Genomic DNA, 16,661 nt, shown 5'->3' on the forward strand with positions numbered 1-16,661 from the left:
ATCACTTTCTTAAGAGACGGAGAATTCGCGGGGTTGCCAGTAGCATCACAAAAAGTATCAGAACGTAAGCCGAATATCGGAAGGGGAAGACATAATACCGGACAGAAACATTTTGTTGTTCGGCGTCATTACCTATCTGAAGATCTGCTCTCACTGTATATGAACCGATAAAACTGCCGGATACTATTGCTGTATTTGTGTTCGAAATCAAATTGTTTTCCGTACTTGTTCCTGAAAGGAGACGTTGAGAATCGGCAAGTATATACTGCTCGGGAATCGGGATGACAGTTGCTCCGGTCGAAAGGTTTGATTGCACGGACAGGGTTCCTGATGTTTGCAGTATCCGTTTTCCCTTATTTGCTACAGTCACGAGAATAGGAACGGGCTGAAAGCTGTCAAACAATGCCAGTTGGCGATTGCCTAACGAAAAGGTAAATTGCGGCTGTACACTAAACTGAGTTATTTCACCTGAGCTTGAAAGGTTACCGTCTTTACTGATAGACAGATATATATTGCTGCCGATCCCGCTTTGAAGGCTGATATGACTTGTATCTTCAAAACCTTCAGTAGGTTCAGATTCTACGACGAACGTGAAATAATAATCTTCTTCCTTAAGATTTTCATTGGTGACCACAATTAGATCAAACTCAATAGCTTCCTGTGCGGAGATAAGAAACGGTTCACCTATGCGCAACGCAGCATCGGATGTAGTAAACACAGGAAAATCCGGTACGTCAGAGTAATACGGAACTAAGTCATATGAACCTCCTGAATCCTTCACGGACAACAGATACGGTTGTAATTTCACAACGGTCGGATCACCGGTATTTACCAGTGTATACGGAAGAACGATTGAGGCTCCCGGTTTTGCGATCACATGATTTTGAGCGGGCTTCAGGGAGAATGAAAATTGCTGTGCCTGTACTATGGATATCTGTGAAACAAACAGAGAAAGAACAACGAATACCCCGATAATATGAGTAGTATTTCGAATGATGTAGGGGATAATTTTCATATTAATAGGGAAGGGCAAATAATGTTACAACCGATGAGTATGTCTCATCATTCAGTGCCTCTGTCACAATTTTCCAGTTCAGTGTAATACTGCTTCTTTTTGCCGGTTCTCCCTGCTTCAGAAGTGCTATGATGCCGTCAAAAGAGGGTGGGCGATAAAACGTTTTATCCTGAAAATCAGAAGGAGCATTATTCCCGGAAACTGAATAACCCCACCCGGGTATCTGTTCATTTTTCCAGGATTGGGCACGCAACGCGCTGCAGGTACGGCGGCTATCGCAGCGTGTCGGAGGAATAGTGGTATCGTTTTCAGAGGAGAATGCGGCTTTTGCTTCCATTAAAACCTGAAATCCGGAGCTTTCGGCACTTATATGAACGGAAGACTGTTCCTCCTGGACCGGTGCGGTCTCAAAAGAACTGAATGCAATTTGTGTACGATCGATCGAAAAAGAAATGGGTTGATCCTTACTCCGTACCGTATATCCCTGTTCTTCGAAGCGTTTCCTTTCGGCAGTACTGAATGAACCGAACTTTCCGGAATCTGAGGCTGTTGACAAGTCAAGCTGCTCAAGCTCAAGGATATATTCCTGTCCCGGGGGAAGAGGTGTCGGAGTAGGGGAATTGAGGAGCAAATCAAGGTCAATTTGAGCGTGAACACCGGGTGCTGAAAACAAACAATACGACGCCAGGCCTATGACGGAGATACAGAGTAAAAATCGGTGCATAGTATCATTTTACGATACTATCAAAAAAAACGTGGAACGTTCCTTGAAAGGAATCATTCCACGTTTTTGGGTTTATCGGTTATTCGGATTGAATCACAAGTTTGACACTTGGGGTCATCGTTGCGGCAATGTATGCCTCTTTGATGTTTTTATATCCGACGGATTCCATAAAAGCTTTTGCATTATCTTCAATCTGAGAAGTCTCAAATGAAAGCTTAGCGACCATTTGGTGGATAATCGGCGCCTTAGCTTCTGCTTTCCATCGAAGAGATCCTTTCTTGAATTTCTCGGCTGTCTTTTCAGGTTCCGTACTTACGGTTCCTGCTTTCGGATTCGGCATAAGGCCTTTCGGTCCAAGAACCCGTGCAAATTTTGCAATCTTCGGCATCTGAGAAGGATGGGCGATCAGCACATCAAAATCAATGGTCCCGTTCTCAATATCTTTCAAAATGGCATCGTCAAGGACAGCCACACGCACCGTTCGGCCGGTAGCATGCGGAAGACTGACTTCACCCCGAAGTCCGTCTTTCAGGACATTGATATGAAGCTCGACTGATTCATCAAATTTTGCGAACGAAACTTTTTTGAGTAACTCAATTGCATCCGTCAGTTTATATGACTGTTTCGGATCAACTTTTTTTCTGGCTTCGGCAAATTTCTTACCGTGTTTTCTTGCAGAAACAGCGGGTGCGGTTTTTTTCTGTTTTTTCTTGGTTTCTTTTTCTGCTTCTTCCGATTCTTCTTCAGGTTCGTCAGCGTGTTCCAGTTTCTTTCGTTCTGCCCGTTCCTTCTGTTCTTTTTTTTGTTGTTCTTCGATTTCGTCTATTCCGAGAAATCGTGTACGTACTTTTCCCATTGTGTTGTGAACTAATTAATAATTACTCGGTGTCGATACCCATGCTTCGGGCAGTACCGCGCACAATTTGTTTTGCTGCTTCGATATCATCAGCATTGAGATCTTCCATTTTCTTCTCAGCGATCTCCGTGACCTGAGCGTTGGAGAGTTTCCCGACTTTTTTTGTGTTCGGTTCTCCTGATCCTTTGTCGATTTTCAAAGATTTTTTGATCATGTCTGCGACAGGCGGAAGTTTGGTGATGAAATCAAAACTTCTGTCTTCGTAGACAGTAATAATGACAGGAATAATATTCCCGCGCTGATCTGCCGTTCGGGCATTGTATTCCTTGATGAATTCCATGATCGGAATACCGTGTTGTCCCAAAGCCGGTCCGACCGGCGGTGCCGGGGTTGCTTCTCCTGCCGCTAAATTCAGCTTAAGTTGTGTCTTTACTTTTTTAGCCATGAATGAAAATGAATTAATAATACATTCCATTGTCATTCCCAACTTGATTGGGAATCCACAGATAAATACATGGATCTCCGTATGGGAGTGGATGACAAGAAATAAATTGAGGTTCACACGAAGTACTCGCGTTTGAAGTATTTCGGCGATAAGCCTCCCTATGAAGTTCAAAGACTTTACAGGTAATGGTTATTGTAACAAGGAATAGAGAAAAAGTAAAGGGGGTGTATGAGTTCCATACATATGGCACTCTTTAGGTAAAATAGATAATAGGTAATCCATAGGTGAAATATTGTTCAGGCTTTTGTGAACTCGCTTTGTATTGTACCAGACGAGGTATTCAATAAGGTGACGATTGAATGATCCGATACCGGTCCACTTGGTATAGATGTAGGGGTTCATAAATTCTTCCTGGAGTGTTCTGTTTGCTCGCTCAATAAAGGCATTGATCTTGGGACATCTGGGGTAGATAAAGAGGTGTGGGATATTGTTTTCTTCCAGATAGTCATGGAAGTTTCCCAGATACTCGAGGCCGTTATCTGTTTGTATGGTTTTTATACCATCTTGTATTGGGTATACTAGTTCCAGTCTTCTCATAAAATCAGCACCGTTTCGGCTGTTGAGTTTTGAGTATCCGTAGGAGAACTGGAATTTGAGTTTGATGTCCACTGCATTGAAGACATACAGCTTGATTCCGTGTACAAACTTCGTGATGGTATCAATCTCAATGTATCCGGTATCTTCCACCTTGGGAGACCGCTTGACCTTCTGTCGGTACTTTACTTTCCGTTTTGCAAAGCCACTTGCTGGATTGTGATAGATCCGGTAGGTCTTGCGCTGCAGGTTGTGTCTTTTGATCACTTTTCCAATGGTTGACTCAGATATAGTTGAAATTCCTTCCTGTAGGCAATACTCATCAAGTAAGGGCTTGATCTTCTCCTTTCCCAAACAAAAGTATTGTTCTCGAATCTCTTTGATAAAGGATATGACCTTCGGGTGAGTCTCCATACGTCGGGGTGTCTTTGGCTTGGTTGTCTCTGGTATCAGGCTATCCAACTGCCCTTCTGAATCTCGCCGTCTCTTCCTCCATCGAAACAATGTCCTTCGTGATATCCCATATGCATCAACTGCAGCTTGTATCCCGTACTTCTCTGCAAATGTCAGAACATCGTTTCTGATTTGTGCTACATCTGACTGATTGTAGTCTGATAGAGATCGTATCTTTTTCATAAGATCTCTATTGTACTGCCAGTCATAACTCCTAATTACTCGAAGCTGATCTCCTCCCCATTTACTCATAGATGTTAGTTCCCTATGAGTGCCATATCTTTCGTAACTTATTCATACTATAAGATATATTTATACACATCAGATATGTTATTGCGGTGCGATTATTACAGTGAATTAAATATATTATCGGTACTTAAATGCACGGCATTCATTCAAATCGGCGTTAATTCATGTATAGTAATAATATGGACGGAGAACAAGTTCCCGGTATGAACCCGGTCACGGAAAGACAACTGCCAGTAGCTTCACAGCCTGAAACCGAAGCTACCTCAAACTTCACGCCGCTTCCTAGAAAGTTACTTGAATCAGCTGATCATGCGAAGCATCGTGCCCTTGATGCATGGAGGAGAGTCATTCACGGAAGTCGTAAAGCAAAAGAGATAGAACCTAAAACAGAACAACATCAAGCGGTAGCCCCGAAACCGCAACAAAAGCAGGAGGAAAAAGGGGGAATGACAGGACGGGGATTTTTGGCAGGGTTAGGAGGACTTACATTGGGGATAGCTTTCGGTCGTGGGGAAGCTCAAGCTGCTCCGACACCGAAGGATGGACCCGGTAAAGTCATAAACCCGGAAAGACAACCTCCTGAAGGGAGCGTACATCTTGTCACTTCCGCGGAATATACTCCTTCAAATCCGAGCCCTGATTTTCTGAAAGGTCAGCAGATCGGATATGTTGAGGCTAAAGAAACACTCTTTGACGGCAGCAAATTGTGGCCGCTTGACTGGCAGCTCAAGCCGATTGATCCGAAAGATATGGTTTACAACCTCCCTGGGCAGCGATCCATTGCCAGCTTCCGTGAGGCGACTCATTACCTTAATCTCGGCCATCCTGACAACGGAAGATATGCCAAGGTAGACAATACAGACGGCAGTGTTACAACCTTTTGCAATGTGGCAGCCAGCGATATGGCTGACATGTTTCAGGTACATCACGTATTTTCACGGTTCGATGAAAACGGGACTCCTATTGTGGCAAACACAATGAATGAACGGATTATTTCTGAAGCGAGCCGAAAAGATCAGGAACCGGGAGTTGCGCTCATCTCTAAAGAAGAAGCTCAACAAATAGCGGATATGGGTTTTCCTGTTTTTCTTTCAATAAAAAAAGAGCGAAAGACTCCTAAAGCAAACTGGATGAGCGGACATATCGGTTTGTTGACGCCCAGATCGATGCTTGATCGGAAAAATCCGGATCATCGTAAGCAGGGAATATATCTCACACAGGCTGGTTCAGAAAGCGGTGATGCAATATATTTTGACGAACCTGAAAAATATAATGAAGAAAACGGCTATCTTCAGCCGATCTTTGCCATTGATGTGAGGGATCTGCAGGATGCAAGAAAGAAGATTACGGCACCGCGTACCCTAGGTCATTAAAGCTTTTTGACCTGGAGGAAGTCAAGTTCGACGGGTGTTTCCCGATCAAAGATTGAAACAAGCACTCTGATTTTCCCTTTTTCTTCATCAATTTCTTCAACTGATCCCAAGAAATCCGCAAACGGGCCTTCAGTGATTTTGACAGCTTCGCCGATTGAGAATTTTGCCTTGAATTTCGGCTGTTCCTGCTCGACAAACCGCATGATAGCGGAAACTTCTTTATCTGAGATGGGGGTGGGTTTGGTGCCTGCACCGATAAATCCGGTGACGCCTTCCGTAGTGCGGACGACGAGCCAGGATTGATCATTCAGGTCCATACGGACGAAAATATAACCCGGGAATACTTTTTCTTTCTGTTTTGTTTTTTTACCTTTTTTGATAACTACAACTTCTCGGGTAGGGACAATGATTTCAAAGATTTTATCTTCGACTCCGAGACTTTGAATACGCTGTTCAAGATTATTTTTTACACGGTTTTCATGACCTGTCTGAGAATGAAGCACATACCATTTTCCCTGGTCCCGGGTTTTTTCCGATGCTTTTTCTTCGGTTTTCTTTTCTTCAGCCTGAACTTCAGTTGCTTCAGCAACATCTTCTTCTTTCACTTCATTTTCCTGTAAATCTTTAGTATCTGCCATGAGTATAAAAAATAAGTAATTATCTTCAAAAACGGACCTTCAAATTATCTGAGAGTAGTCAAAAACTCGAGGCCGTATGCTAACAGGGAATCAATTATACCTATATAGAGGCCAATAATCAAGGAGATCGCAACTACGACAATGGTAAGTCGGACAGTCTCTGCCCGTGTCGGCCAGCTCACTTTTTTGAGCTCGCTGAATAAGTCACTAAAAAGAGTCATTGATTTTCCTGTTTTTGCCATAGAGTATTGTAACAAAAAATTCAGATTTCTATAAGAGGGAAAAATCAGATCTCCGAGTAAATATCGAATGAATCATAATAGACAATAAAAGCGCGATGAGGGTACAAAGGCTTTTTTGAGGTAATTTTTTCTTCCGGGATAAGGATTTTCCCTACATAGTCGGGGATTTCATCATATCTTTTATTGAAAATATACACATCATTACTGCGGGTGTAATAAAGTGCAAGATGATAATCCAGCTCGCTCGTCAGGTAAATCGGTTCATCTTTCTTTTTTATAGTCATAATATCCTGATATAAGCCGGAAACATCCCGTTTATAGTGGTATTTGAGATTGAGAGTGTTGAATTTCTGAGTGACTGAATAAGCAAAGCTGACAAGCAGGAAGGCCGTAATAAATAAAGCGGGGTGTAGGTATTGTGACGAACGTGTGTTTTCTTTTGAAACCAGAACTGAACGTACTAAATACAGCATAAACTCAAATCCGAGGGTAATAATGAGAAGTAATCCCGGTACTGCAAAGATAAAATAGCGCGGATGATATAAAGGCGTTGCAAACAGTGAGAGCACAAAGATAGCAACGGGAGACGCAAATGCCCACAGATAAAGTGATACCAATAATTTCTGAGGGACAATTTGTTGCAGTGAAAGTTTATTTTTTACCTGAAATAAGCTAAATAAATAGGAAACCAAAGGAAGTACTACAACAAAAATCAATAGTGCATTTATGAATCGGTGGAAGTCTGTATATCCGGCATCTTCATGGTAGTACATTCCGAATACACGTTCGTATCCGGTAAACAGTACAAATGGCAAAAACAATAAATCATGTAGAGGAGGTTTGATGATCCAAAAGTCTTCCGATCGGAAATTGTGAACACTCAGCATAAACAGTATCCAGGGAATAAATATCAGGACGGGGAACACAAACACGGAAACCTCTTTAAAAAATGTCCGATCGAATAAGCGAAGGTTATTTTTAAAGGCAAAAAGGTTCCGCCAGTCAAAAATGATTTTAAAGTTCTGAATTCCGTACTCGAGTGCCTGAAGACAAAGGATAAAAACGGAGAAATAATGAGTGTAAAGTGCCAGAGTAATTGCAATAATGTAGAGGCTGCGTTTTTTCGTCCAGAATGCATAGTAGGAAAGAGTTACTAAAAATACCACCATAGAATACATCCGTGCCTCAAAAGCATAAAAGAGCAGGAAAGGATTTACGGCAATAAAAGCAAAGTACAAAATCGCACGTTTGAAAGGAATGTTGAAGGTCTTATGCATAATCTCAAATAGGAGAAACAATGTCCCTCCGAAAAAGATTAACGAAAGACTTCTCATTGCAATCTCGGATGTCCCAAAAAGCAGCATCCAGTAGTGCAGAATGATGTAATAGAGCGGAGGGTTGAAATCAATTGCCGTTGTTTTGATGATATCAATAACATTTTGCTGTGCCATCACAAACGAGAAAGCCTCATCTCTCCAGAGATCCATCACGAAAAAGGCGAGGGGGGTTTTCGTAAAAAGGTATTGCAACATATGATTAAACCTTTTCGGTTACTTTATATTTTATCTTCTTTCCAAATAGTAATCGTGTGTGTGCGTCCAGAGCAGGAAGTGATGAAAGAATAAATGATACGATCGGTAAAAGATACCACTGTACGAAAAACAGCGGAAGATGTCTGAGTTTAGTTTTCTGATTGAGTTTGTGACGAAGTTTGAAGTCAAGGTAAATATAGAGAATCAGCATGGCAGTCGCAAGTGTAAGGATAAATCCGGTCAGTTGCGGCAAAATAAATCCCAGAACCGTCCGGTTAAATGTAGGATTCACTATCGGAGGAATCCAACCGCTGATTGTCAGAATAAAAAAAGATGTCGGCCAAAGAAGGTGTGTTTCAAAAAGGTAAAAGAATTTTTTTGCTTTTACGGACCATTTAATATGATCTGCAGTGAACATATTGTTCCAGAAATATGAAATGTCAGTAACGCCCCATGCCCATCGTTTTTCCTGCTCATATCTGCTGAGAAAAGTTTTCATGGTATTGCCGGAGTATACGGCATCACCGTTGATGATGGTGTATATCGGTTTTGTTTCGACTTTTTTACCGAACTTAAAGAAAGCCTGGTAATAAATATGCCAGTCTTCGGGGATAATGTCGACATCCCAGTATCCCACTTGTTTCAACATCCATAAATTGGTTGAGTAAGTTGAAATGTGAATGAGGTTTTTCTTTTGAGATAAAAATGCAAGACGGAGAATGGAGGATAATGTTGCCTGCATGCGGACAAAAAACGGAAGCTGCCAAAAATTGTTATAAAGAAGCACGGGAGCCCAATAGAAATGATAGTCCCGCCCCGGATCCTGCAGAAATTCGTACGTCATGTAAGATAAATAATTTTTCGGGAGCAAGCTGTCCGCATCGCAGATCGTTATTATTGTTTTTTTCAGATCATATCCCTTTTGCACACAATATTTCTCAACTTCACGGGCTGCAAATGTCTGATTACTGGCTTTTCCGGGAACTTCATTTTCCGTGAGTACGTGGTAAACGGAGATGATATCTTCGAAAGTTTCCTGCCATTGGTACGTAATTTTCTGAGATTTCTCAGCGGCTTCCTTTTCTCTTTTTTCGAAGGCGAGAACCAAATGGATATTTTTATACGGATAGTCACTTTTACTTAAAGCTTTAATAGTTTCATTTATTTTATAGAGAGGTTCTTTGTAATTGGGGATAATGACAAAATGCTGAATTTCTTTGGTTTCCGGCAGCGTCTGGAGAGTTTTGTCAAAAGCAAAGTCCTGAAAGGAATTGATAAGAGCATAGGAGAGAGATGCATAATAGGCGGTCGTGAGGGATTTGACTAAAAAATATAAATCAAAAGCAATAATAAAATAGGCCACAATAGCCGGGTGAAAGGGTGAAAGCCAAATCGGCAGCAGAATAATCATCCACGAGAAAAAGGGAACAATCATCTCTCCGAGACGTCTGAATTGTTTTGATGTGACAATGCGATTTGTCATGACTATATTATACCTGTCTGCGGACGATTTAGGAATGCTTTTCGGCTATACTTACAATATGAGGGGGTTGATTAGTTTTTTTCTTATCGTAGTTGTCTTATTAATACCGACGAAGGTGTTGTCCGATGATCGGTATGCTGAGTGTGATTCATGTGGGTACTGTCAGGGAAGAGAAGTACCGGAGAACTGGAACTCATGTATCGAATGCTTATATCCTACGATTGCCGCAACTCATCCGCAAGCCTCAGACAATAAAACTCTTCTGATCGAAACTGAACGTTCTTCCGACAACTTCAACAAGCCGCCGCAACCAGCAAGAGGGAAATATTTTTCTCAACTGGGATGCATAGATACCGGAGTGGCATCTTTTACCGATCCTTCAGCGGGAGGAGGAGTTCTCAATTTTTTTCTGAATAATCTCATTTATCCCACGGTAGGAACTCTTTCTTTTGTGACAATAGTATATGCTGCTTACCTTATGATGACATGTCAGAATGACCCGAGTCAGTGTCAAAAGGGGAAAAGACTGTTGTATGGTGCAGCCGTCGGATTGACATTTACGCTGAGTTCAGTCTTTGTCGTCAATACGTTGGGGTACACTGTACTGCGGGTACCTCAATTTCTCGAAGGTACCCCGACACCTACACCCACAAATACTCCCACACCCACGCCCACTCCGACGAATACACCTACACCGACCAATACGCCTACTCCCTCAAATACACCGACCCCGACAAACACTCCCACACCCCGGCCTCCCACCCCGACATTCACTCCGAGTCCCACAAGGACGCCGACTCCGACCCGCACACCAACTCCGACTCTCACTCCCACACCGACAACACAAATGTGTATGGGCGTACAACACTGCACAAAGGGTTCATCTACCTATTTCGCATATTGCGGTAATTGTACTGGTGCCGGCTGCTCTCCCGGATTTGCCTGTCCGCAACCCGGTTATACTTGCGTAACCTATCCTGACAGGGTATTCTTTTTTGATACTGTGTATCCGGTGCCGTGTAATATTATTGCCACTCCCACACCCACTTTTACTCCTACACCTCCTCCTTCAAGAATAGATATCGTGGCAGGCGCACAATGCACGAGCCCTCAGCCTCCTGCGTCCACAGGACTCACATCGTGTCCTCATATGAAAATCCGCGTTTCAGATAACTTGACGGAATTCAGATATACACAGGAATTTCTTGTGACCGGTCCCGTAAATCGGGTTCCCAATGCAGGGGAATTCCGTACGTATACATTCACGTTACCAAGTCATCTGCCGTTGTCACGTATGCATGTTGAGGTAATTTTTGAAGATGATTATTTTGACGGTACTCTAGACAAAAATCTATTTATCCGCTCAGCGACTTATGACGGATATACATGTAAAAAAGGAAACTACGCAGGTAATATTCAAACCATTCCGCCCGATGTAGGAATGTTCTGGAACGGCACTCTGACGTGTGCAGAGTGGCGGTAATATTCTCACTCTTTTATGTTACACTGATATTCCTGGTATGCACATCAGACACATCTATACTCCGGATCAGAGTTTATCTGTTCAATTGCCGTATTTCACGACCGGTATTCAGGCCGGGTTTCCTTCACCTGCAGACGACTTTGTTGATACAAAACTTGATCTGAATGAATATCTTGTGAAACATCCGGCCGCAACATTTTTTGTAAGGGTGAGCGGTGATTCAATGACAGGGGCGGGTATTTATGACAATGACATACTGATTGTGGACCGGAGTCTGGAAGCCCGTCAGGGTATGATCATTATTGCTGCGCTTGACGGAGAGCTGACGGTGAAGCGTCTGAAAAAAAGGGGAGACACTATAATTCTTTCTCCTGAGAATGAACGGTACGAACCGATTGTTGTGACTGAAGAAGCTGATTTTTCTGTTTGGGGAGTGGTGACTGCTGTTATTCATAAACCCTCTTGACCGTTTCGGGGAGGAATATTCAGCATTTTTTAGAAACTTTTAAACGTTCGGAATTTATAACTTTATAACAGAATTATGTATAAACCTTCAGATGAGATACTTAAAAAATATGCGGACGTATTAATTAAGTTTGCGTTACGGGATGGTAAAGGAGTCCAAAAAGGAGATGTTGTGATGCTTCAGGTTCCTGAGAGTGCCAAACCGATGCTCATTCCCTTACAAACTGCCGTTCTTGAAACGGGAGCATATCCCATGATTCATTATATTCCGGAAGGGGTTTCACGATCATACTTTGAACAAGCTTCGGAAGATCAGATTCTCTGGCAGCCGAAGGAGTATCTTCTGGAACGGGTAAAAACAGTGACTCACTTTGTCAGTCTTATCTCAACAGATGATAAATTTGAGTTAAAAGGGATCGACAGCCAAAAGATTATGGCAGCAAATAAATCAGTTAAGTTTTATATGGATGCCCGACACGAGAAAGAAAATGCAGGGAAACTGACATGGACGCTTGCTCTTTACGGGACTCAGGCTATGGCGAATGAGGCAAAGCTTTCGGTAGAAGAATATTGGAAAGAAATTATACAGGCCTGTTTCCTGGATATGCCTGATCCGATTGCACAGTGGAAAGAGGTTTTTGCCAGCATTGAGCAAACGCAGAATTGGCTCAATGCTATGGAAATAGAATCACTTCATATTGAAGGGCAGGATATCGATTTGCAGGTAAAGCTGGGAAAAAACCGTAAATGGCTCGGAGGCAGCGGCAGAAATATCCCGTCATTTGAGGCTTTTATTACTCCTGATTGGCGGGGGACAAACGGACGCATTTCATTTAACCAGCCTCTCTATCGATACGGCAATTTGATCACCGGTATAGAGCTTGAATTTAAAGACGGGTTGGTCGTTTCAGCAAAGGCTGATACTAATGAAAAGTTGCTGACTGATATGATTGCGGTCGAAGGTGCGAATAAAATCGGAGAATACAGTCTGACTGATAAACGTCTCAGCAGAATCTCTCACTTCATGGCAGAAACGCTTTTTGATGAAAATATGGGAGGTCCTTACGGAAATACTCATCTGGCATTGGGCATGGGATACAAAGACAGTTATGTCGGAGACCCCAGTACACTTACTGAGGAACAGTGGGAAGAAATGGGTTTCAATGACAGTGCCGTCCATACCGATATCATTTCCACCACTGATCGTACTGTTACTGCACGGTTACCGTCCGGAGAAAAGAAAATTATATATCGTGACGGTATGTTTACCTTGTGAGGCCTGAGCCTGTTGAGAGTTTTAATTAAGATACGGTTATGAGTCTCTATGCTGTTATCGATTGCAATAATTTCTTCGTATCCTGCGAACGGGTATTCCGTCCGGATCTTGAAGGTCAACCAGTTGTTGTCCTATCCAATAATGACGGTTGTGCCATTTCCCGTTCGGATGAAGCAAAAAAGCTGGGAATTCCCATGGGTGCACCAGCGTTTAAGTACGAGGACATTTTTAAGAAACACAATGTGTGTGTTTTCTCTGCTAACTTTTCTCTCTATGGAGATATTTCACAGCGGGTGATGAAAACGATTGCAACAGGAGCACAACAGATGGAAATTTATTCTATTGATGAAGCTTTTATCACCTATGACGGTATGTCTACAGATCAGGCGCTGAAATCGGCTCGCATATTACGAAAAAAAATACTCCAAAATGTCGGAGTACCGGTCTCCATCGGGATTGCTCCGACAAAAACACTGGCAAAAGTAGCAAACGAAACTGCAAAGCACAACAGCCGTACGGGTATAAATAAGGATGGAGTGTATGCCATTGAACCAAGCAAAGATCATCATGAATTGAGGGGAATTCCGGTAGGAGATATCTGGGGGATCGGCAGAAAGCTAAGTATCTTTCTTAATAGTCACGGTATCTTTACTGCCGATCAACTTGCCGAATGTGAAGACAAATGGGTCAAGAAATACCTTACCATTTCAGGATTGAAAACGGTGCGTGAACTTCGCGGGATTGAATCCATTGCCTTTGAAGAGGTGTATCCTGCAAAAAAATCGATCATCAGTTCGAAATCTTTTGGACGGCCTGTAACTTCACGTCAGGAAGTAAATGAAGCAGTCGCAAATTTCACGACCAGAGCTGCCGAAAAACTGAGGGAAGAAAAAGAGGTCGCCACCCATCTCGGGGTAGCTATCACAACCAATTATCATAACAAACATGATAAGCAATACTATGAATCGCGCTCCATACGTTTACTGCAACCAACTTCACATACTCCTGATTTGATATCGGCCGCTGTCAGTATCCTTGACAGTATATTTAAAGAAGGCTACAGGTATAAAAAAGCGACGGTTTTTCTCTTCGGATTGTATGATGAAAACGCTGTTCAGCAGGGTTTCTTTTCCAATACTCTTCCCTGGGATTGTGAGACAGGCCCGATGAAAAAGAAACAGCTGATGCGGGTGGTCGATGAATTGAATACTGAATTAGGAAGCGGTACGCTTCATTTCGCAAGGGAAGGGGTAAATAAAAAATGGCATCAGAGGCGTAAAAAAGTTTCACCGCGTTATACTACTAAATGGAAGGAATTACCTCGGGTAAGCTGAGTTTCCGATTGAAATACTCCCTGAATTCCCGCTATACTTCGGATATATGTTTGAAATCATGCTTCGTCATGCCGTTTGGAGTTATCTATCGGAAACACAGAAAGATCTCATTAAAGAAGGCAATTTTCTTGCCCGGGCTTTAGAAAACAGACGATTTAAAGATTATTCTTTTCTGGTTTTCCCATATGCGAAAGCATATGAAGGATATTTGAAACAACTTTTTCTTGACGTCGAATATATCTCTCATTTAGATTATATTTCCGATCATTTTCGACTCGGTAAATATCTCTCCCCACACCTGATTCACCGGCTTCAGGAGCGGTCGATTTATGCTCAAATTCGAGAGCATTCGACCGAAGACATGGCCAAAGCGATTTGGGATATGTGGAATAAAGGCAGAAATCAGGTTTTTCATTACTATCCTCACAACCTGAGACGCATAGAATTGCATGAAGCTCATGAATTAAATGAGGATTTTATCCGGGTCATGATGGAGGCGTACGAAAAACTACGAAAAAACAGGCAGACATAAGAACAGTAATCTGAAAGGAGAGATTTTTAAGTATTATATTATTACAGAGCCTCAAACTTCTACCACTTGAATTAATAGCTTTTCGTCACGTTCTGAATTTTTCAACATAAAAAACTCTCCGAAATTACTATTTTGTGTAAAAAAAAAGAACAGAGAAATTCTACGTTAGAACAGGGAAAGAGATAATAGCTTTGTGGTGCGACAGAAGAGAGAAAAGATTATGAACAGAAATAGTTATTTTTCTTCCTGAAAAGAAGACTTTGTAAGGTTTTTTTCCTTCTGTTTGAAAAGATTGGTAAAGAAGGAGTCTTTTTTGGAAATCTGAATATTTACCAGGATGGTAACTTCATTATTTTTTACCTGTATAAGTGCCTGCTCAATCGGGAATTCACGGGTATTCCCATTCGGATCAATGATCGTAATCTGTTTATCAATCATTGACATAAAGTTTGTATGCTCATAAAGAACATCAAAAGATCCCTTTGGGTTATGACAGCTGACCGATTGTGCTTTGCCTTCGAAGAGTACCTCTTCAGGTGAGATGATAGTTACGTCAAGATTGTTTTTCTTTGGTTGTGTCGTTGCCATTTTGGAGATGAGCGATATCTTTTAAGGTCTGAATATTCCTGAACGCATCAGGTGGCACATGATCATAGCGGCCGGCGAGAATTGACTCGACGTCGCTGATAGTATCGGCAAGAGGAACATATGTGCTGGTCTCATCTTTCTTGCCCGATGCAGTTACGAATCGTTGTGTCATGTAATTTTTGATAATTTGAGCACGTTTATAAATGGTCTGGTTTTCCTGTGAAAGCTCGGACTCACCGATAAGTGAGTCGATTCTTTCAAGGTTGACTGCGTCTTTAAGAAGTCTCTGTGTGGCCAGATACGTACGGTAATGTTTTTCACCGATCAGCTCAGGGTTCAATGCACTTGAATTTGATGAAAGAGTATCAATTGCAGGGAAGCGCCCTTCCTGATAAATCCAGCGTGACAGTACCACACGCGCATCAAGGTAGGGAAGTACTGCCTGTACTCCGGGGTCGGTGATGTCGTCTGCCGGTACATATACCGTCTCAAAAGTAGTCACGACATTTTCCGAGGTAGAGTAGAGGCGTTCGTGCATGTCTGCCATATCAGAAGCAAGTGTCGGCGGATATCCGCCTTCTGACGGGATTTGGCTCATAAGCGTACCCAGTTCATATCCTGCCTGTGCGAAACGATACATGTTGTCTACAAAAAAGAGGACATTCTTTTTCTCATCATCTCTAAAATATTCAGCAAGCGCGGCACCTGCAAATCCGGTTCTGAATCTGATCGCAGGATTCCGGCTCATTTCTCCGTAAACGAGTGTGACTGACGGAAGTACCCCGGTTTGTTCCAATGACTCAAGAAGTTCCTGGCCTTCACGGCTGCGCTCTCCGATACCTGAAAATACGGAAACGTGTGAGTCTTTTTCACGCGAACCGATATTATGAATAATCTCTGTCAGTAGTACAGTCTTTCCTACACCGGCACCGCCGAACAATCCGATTTTACCACCCCGCAACAGAGGAGTAAAAAAGTCAACGATTTTGATTCCGGTTTCCAGAATCTCCTTCGGGACTGCAACATCACTCACGTCTGTTTCTTTTGCAAAAATCGATGCATTTTTCTCAAAGTTGAAAGCTTCCTTGCCGTCAATAGGTTCACCGAAAACATTCATTGCCCGTCCGAGAACCTGAGTTCCGATAGGGATTGCAAGTGTCTGTTTTGTGTTTATGACCGTTGCTCCTTTATACAGATGTTCCGTCGGCATAAGTGCGAGACAGTACACCGATGACTCTGACGCAGAAGTGTAAACCTCAATGACGGCATTTTCATCATCTTCCATTACGTACAGATCATGCCTTTGGGGTGGTTCATCCAAAAATGCTACTTCTACTATTTGTCCTCTAATACTGAGAATTGTTCCTTTTTGTTTCATA

General features: G+C 42.4%; 16 protein-coding genes and 1 pseudogene. 6 read left to right on the forward strand and 11 right to left on the reverse strand.

Features of this window, described 5'->3' with window-relative positions; genetic code table 11:
• Nucleotide 1: 1 nt before the first annotated feature.
• From IPM65_03455 to IPM65_03475, 5 genes are all read right to left on the reverse strand, one after another.
• Nucleotides 2-1,015, reverse strand: a complete 1,014-nt coding sequence (locus IPM65_03455; protein ID QQS44629.1) for a hypothetical protein — start codon at nt 1,013-1,015, stop codon at nt 2-4.
• A gap of 1 nt (nt 1,016) precedes the next feature.
• Nucleotides 1,017-1,739 carry a hypothetical protein gene (locus tag IPM65_03460; GenBank protein ID QQS44630.1) on the reverse strand — a complete coding sequence of 241 codons (723 nt, stop codon included), beginning with the start codon at nt 1,737-1,739 and terminating at the stop codon, nt 1,017-1,019.
• A 79-nt stretch (nt 1,740-1,818) separates the two neighbouring features.
• Entirely contained in the window at nt 1,819-2,595 is a 777-nt protein-coding gene (locus tag IPM65_03465; protein QQS44631.1) for a 50S ribosomal protein L1, read from the reverse strand.
• A 22-nt stretch (nt 2,596-2,617) separates the two neighbouring features.
• Nucleotides 2,618-3,040 (reverse strand): 50S ribosomal protein L11, encoded by a 423-nt coding sequence (gene rplK / locus IPM65_03470; protein ID QQS44632.1) that lies wholly within the window; start codon nt 3,038-3,040, stop codon nt 2,618-2,620.
• Nucleotides 3,041-3,229: 189 nt separating this feature from the next.
• Nucleotides 3,230-4,339 (reverse strand): transposase, encoded by a 1,110-nt coding sequence (locus IPM65_03475; protein ID QQS44633.1) that lies wholly within the window; start codon nt 4,337-4,339, stop codon nt 3,230-3,232.
• 176 nt (nt 4,340-4,515) lie between these two features.
• Here IPM65_03475 and IPM65_03480 point away from each other — a divergent pair, with 176 nt between their 5' ends.
• Complete coding sequence (locus IPM65_03480; protein ID QQS44634.1) at nt 4,516-5,709, forward strand: hypothetical protein; 1,194 nt, start codon at nt 4,516-4,518, stop codon at nt 5,707-5,709.
• Here the strand turns inward: IPM65_03480 and nusG are convergent.
• From nusG to IPM65_03500, 4 genes are read right to left on the reverse strand one after another with little or no spacing between them, the layout of a single operon-like run.
• Entirely contained in the window at nt 5,706-6,347 is a 642-nt protein-coding gene (gene nusG, locus IPM65_03485; GenBank protein QQS44635.1) for a transcription termination/antitermination factor NusG, read from the reverse strand. The genes IPM65_03480 and nusG overlap by 4 nt on opposite strands.
• A 44-nt stretch (nt 6,348-6,391) precedes the next feature.
• The gene (gene secE, locus IPM65_03490) at nt 6,392-6,589 is read right to left on the reverse strand and encodes a preprotein translocase subunit SecE (GenBank protein ID QQS44636.1); all 198 of its coding nucleotides are present in this window, start codon (nt 6,587-6,589) and stop codon (nt 6,392-6,394) included.
• 44 nt (nt 6,590-6,633) lie between these two features.
• Complete coding sequence (locus IPM65_03495; protein ID QQS44637.1) at nt 6,634-8,121, reverse strand: hypothetical protein; 1,488 nt, start codon at nt 8,119-8,121, stop codon at nt 6,634-6,636.
• 4 nt (nt 8,122-8,125) lie between these two features.
• A complete protein-coding gene (locus tag IPM65_03500; protein QQS44638.1) occupies nt 8,126-9,604 on the reverse strand; it encodes a glycosyltransferase family 2 protein in 1,479 nt (492 codons plus the stop codon).
• Between the two features lie 631 nt (nt 9,605-10,235).
• On the opposite strand from IPM65_03500, the pseudogene IPM65_03505 reads away from it, so the two are divergent.
• From IPM65_03505 to IPM65_03525, 5 genes and pseudogenes are all read left to right on the forward strand, one after another.
• Nucleotides 10,236-10,445: pseudogene (locus tag IPM65_03505) on the forward strand (hypothetical protein).
• Between the two features lie 679 nt (nt 10,446-11,124).
• Complete coding sequence (gene umuD / locus IPM65_03510; GenBank protein QQS44639.1) at nt 11,125-11,553, forward strand: translesion error-prone DNA polymerase V autoproteolytic subunit; 429 nt, start codon at nt 11,125-11,127, stop codon at nt 11,551-11,553.
• A 72-nt stretch (nt 11,554-11,625) separates the two neighbouring features.
• A complete protein-coding gene (locus tag IPM65_03515) occupies nt 11,626-12,828 on the forward strand; it encodes an aminopeptidase (GenBank protein ID QQS44715.1) in 1,203 nt (400 codons plus the stop codon).
• Nucleotides 12,829-12,866: 38 nt separating this feature from the next.
• Nucleotides 12,867-14,162, forward strand: a complete 1,296-nt coding sequence (locus tag IPM65_03520; protein ID QQS44640.1) for a Y-family DNA polymerase — start codon at nt 12,867-12,869, stop codon at nt 14,160-14,162.
• Nucleotides 14,163-14,208: 46 nt separating this feature from the next.
• Entirely contained in the window at nt 14,209-14,694 is a 486-nt protein-coding gene (locus IPM65_03525) for a type II toxin-antitoxin system RnlA family toxin (GenBank protein QQS44641.1), read from the forward strand.
• 234 nt (nt 14,695-14,928) lie between these two features.
• On the opposite strand, the gene IPM65_03530 is transcribed toward IPM65_03525, so the two are convergent.
• Both IPM65_03530 and IPM65_03535 read right to left on the reverse strand, forming a co-directional pair.
• The gene (locus tag IPM65_03530) at nt 14,929-15,282 is read right to left on the reverse strand and encodes a F0F1 ATP synthase subunit epsilon (GenBank protein ID QQS44642.1); all 354 of its coding nucleotides are present in this window, start codon (nt 15,280-15,282) and stop codon (nt 14,929-14,931) included.
• A complete protein-coding gene (locus IPM65_03535) occupies nt 15,248-16,660 on the reverse strand; it encodes a F0F1 ATP synthase subunit beta (protein ID QQS44643.1) in 1,413 nt (470 codons plus the stop codon). Before IPM65_03535 ends, IPM65_03530 begins: the two co-directional genes overlap by 35 nt.
• Nucleotide 16,661 lies beyond the last annotated feature (1 nt).

This window comes from Candidatus Roizmanbacteria bacterium (assembly GCA_016700135.1).
Taxonomy (GTDB): Bacteria; Patescibacteriota; Microgenomatia; order UBA1406; family GWC2-37-13; genus UBA1450.

Excerpts from the sequence above, each read along its gene's own strand:
- IPM65_03525 (QQS44641.1), top strand. The coding sequence starts at position 14,209 with ATGTTTGAAATCATGCTTCGTCATGCCGTTTGGAGTTATCTATCGGAA.
- IPM65_03475 (QQS44633.1), bottom strand. The coding sequence starts at position 4,339 with ATGAGTAAATGGGGAGGAGATCAGCTTCGAGTAATTAGGAGTTATGAC.
- rplK (QQS44632.1), bottom strand. The coding sequence starts at position 3,040 with ATGGCTAAAAAAGTAAAGACACAACTTAAGCTGAATTTAGCGGCAGGA.
- IPM65_03460 (QQS44630.1), bottom strand. The coding sequence starts at position 1,739 with ATGCACCGATTTTTACTCTGTATCTCCGTCATAGGCCTGGCGTCGTAT.
- IPM65_03500 (QQS44638.1), bottom strand. The coding sequence starts at position 9,604 with ATGACAAATCGCATTGTCACATCAAAACAATTCAGACGTCTCGGAGAG.
- IPM65_03495 (QQS44637.1), bottom strand. The coding sequence starts at position 8,121 with ATGTTGCAATACCTTTTTACGAAAACCCCCCTCGCCTTTTTCGTGATG.
- IPM65_03520 (QQS44640.1), top strand. The coding sequence starts at position 12,867 with ATGAGTCTCTATGCTGTTATCGATTGCAATAATTTCTTCGTATCCTGC.
- secE (QQS44636.1), bottom strand. The coding sequence starts at position 6,589 with ATGGCAAAAACAGGAAAATCAATGACTCTTTTTAGTGACTTATTCAGC.
- IPM65_03480 (QQS44634.1), top strand. The coding sequence starts at position 4,516 with ATGGACGGAGAACAAGTTCCCGGTATGAACCCGGTCACGGAAAGACAA.
- IPM65_03535 (QQS44643.1), bottom strand. The coding sequence starts at position 16,660 with ATGAAACAAAAAGGAACAATTCTCAGTATTAGAGGACAAATAGTAGAA.
- IPM65_03530 (QQS44642.1), bottom strand. The coding sequence starts at position 15,282 with ATGGCAACGACACAACCAAAGAAAAACAATCTTGACGTAACTATCATC.
- IPM65_03455 (QQS44629.1), bottom strand. The coding sequence starts at position 1,015 with ATGAAAATTATCCCCTACATCATTCGAAATACTACTCATATTATCGGG.
- umuD (QQS44639.1), top strand. The coding sequence starts at position 11,125 with ATGCACATCAGACACATCTATACTCCGGATCAGAGTTTATCTGTTCAA.
- nusG (QQS44635.1), bottom strand. The coding sequence starts at position 6,347 with ATGGCAGATACTAAAGATTTACAGGAAAATGAAGTGAAAGAAGAAGAT.
- IPM65_03465 (QQS44631.1), bottom strand. The coding sequence starts at position 2,595 with ATGGGAAAAGTACGTACACGATTTCTCGGAATAGACGAAATCGAAGAA.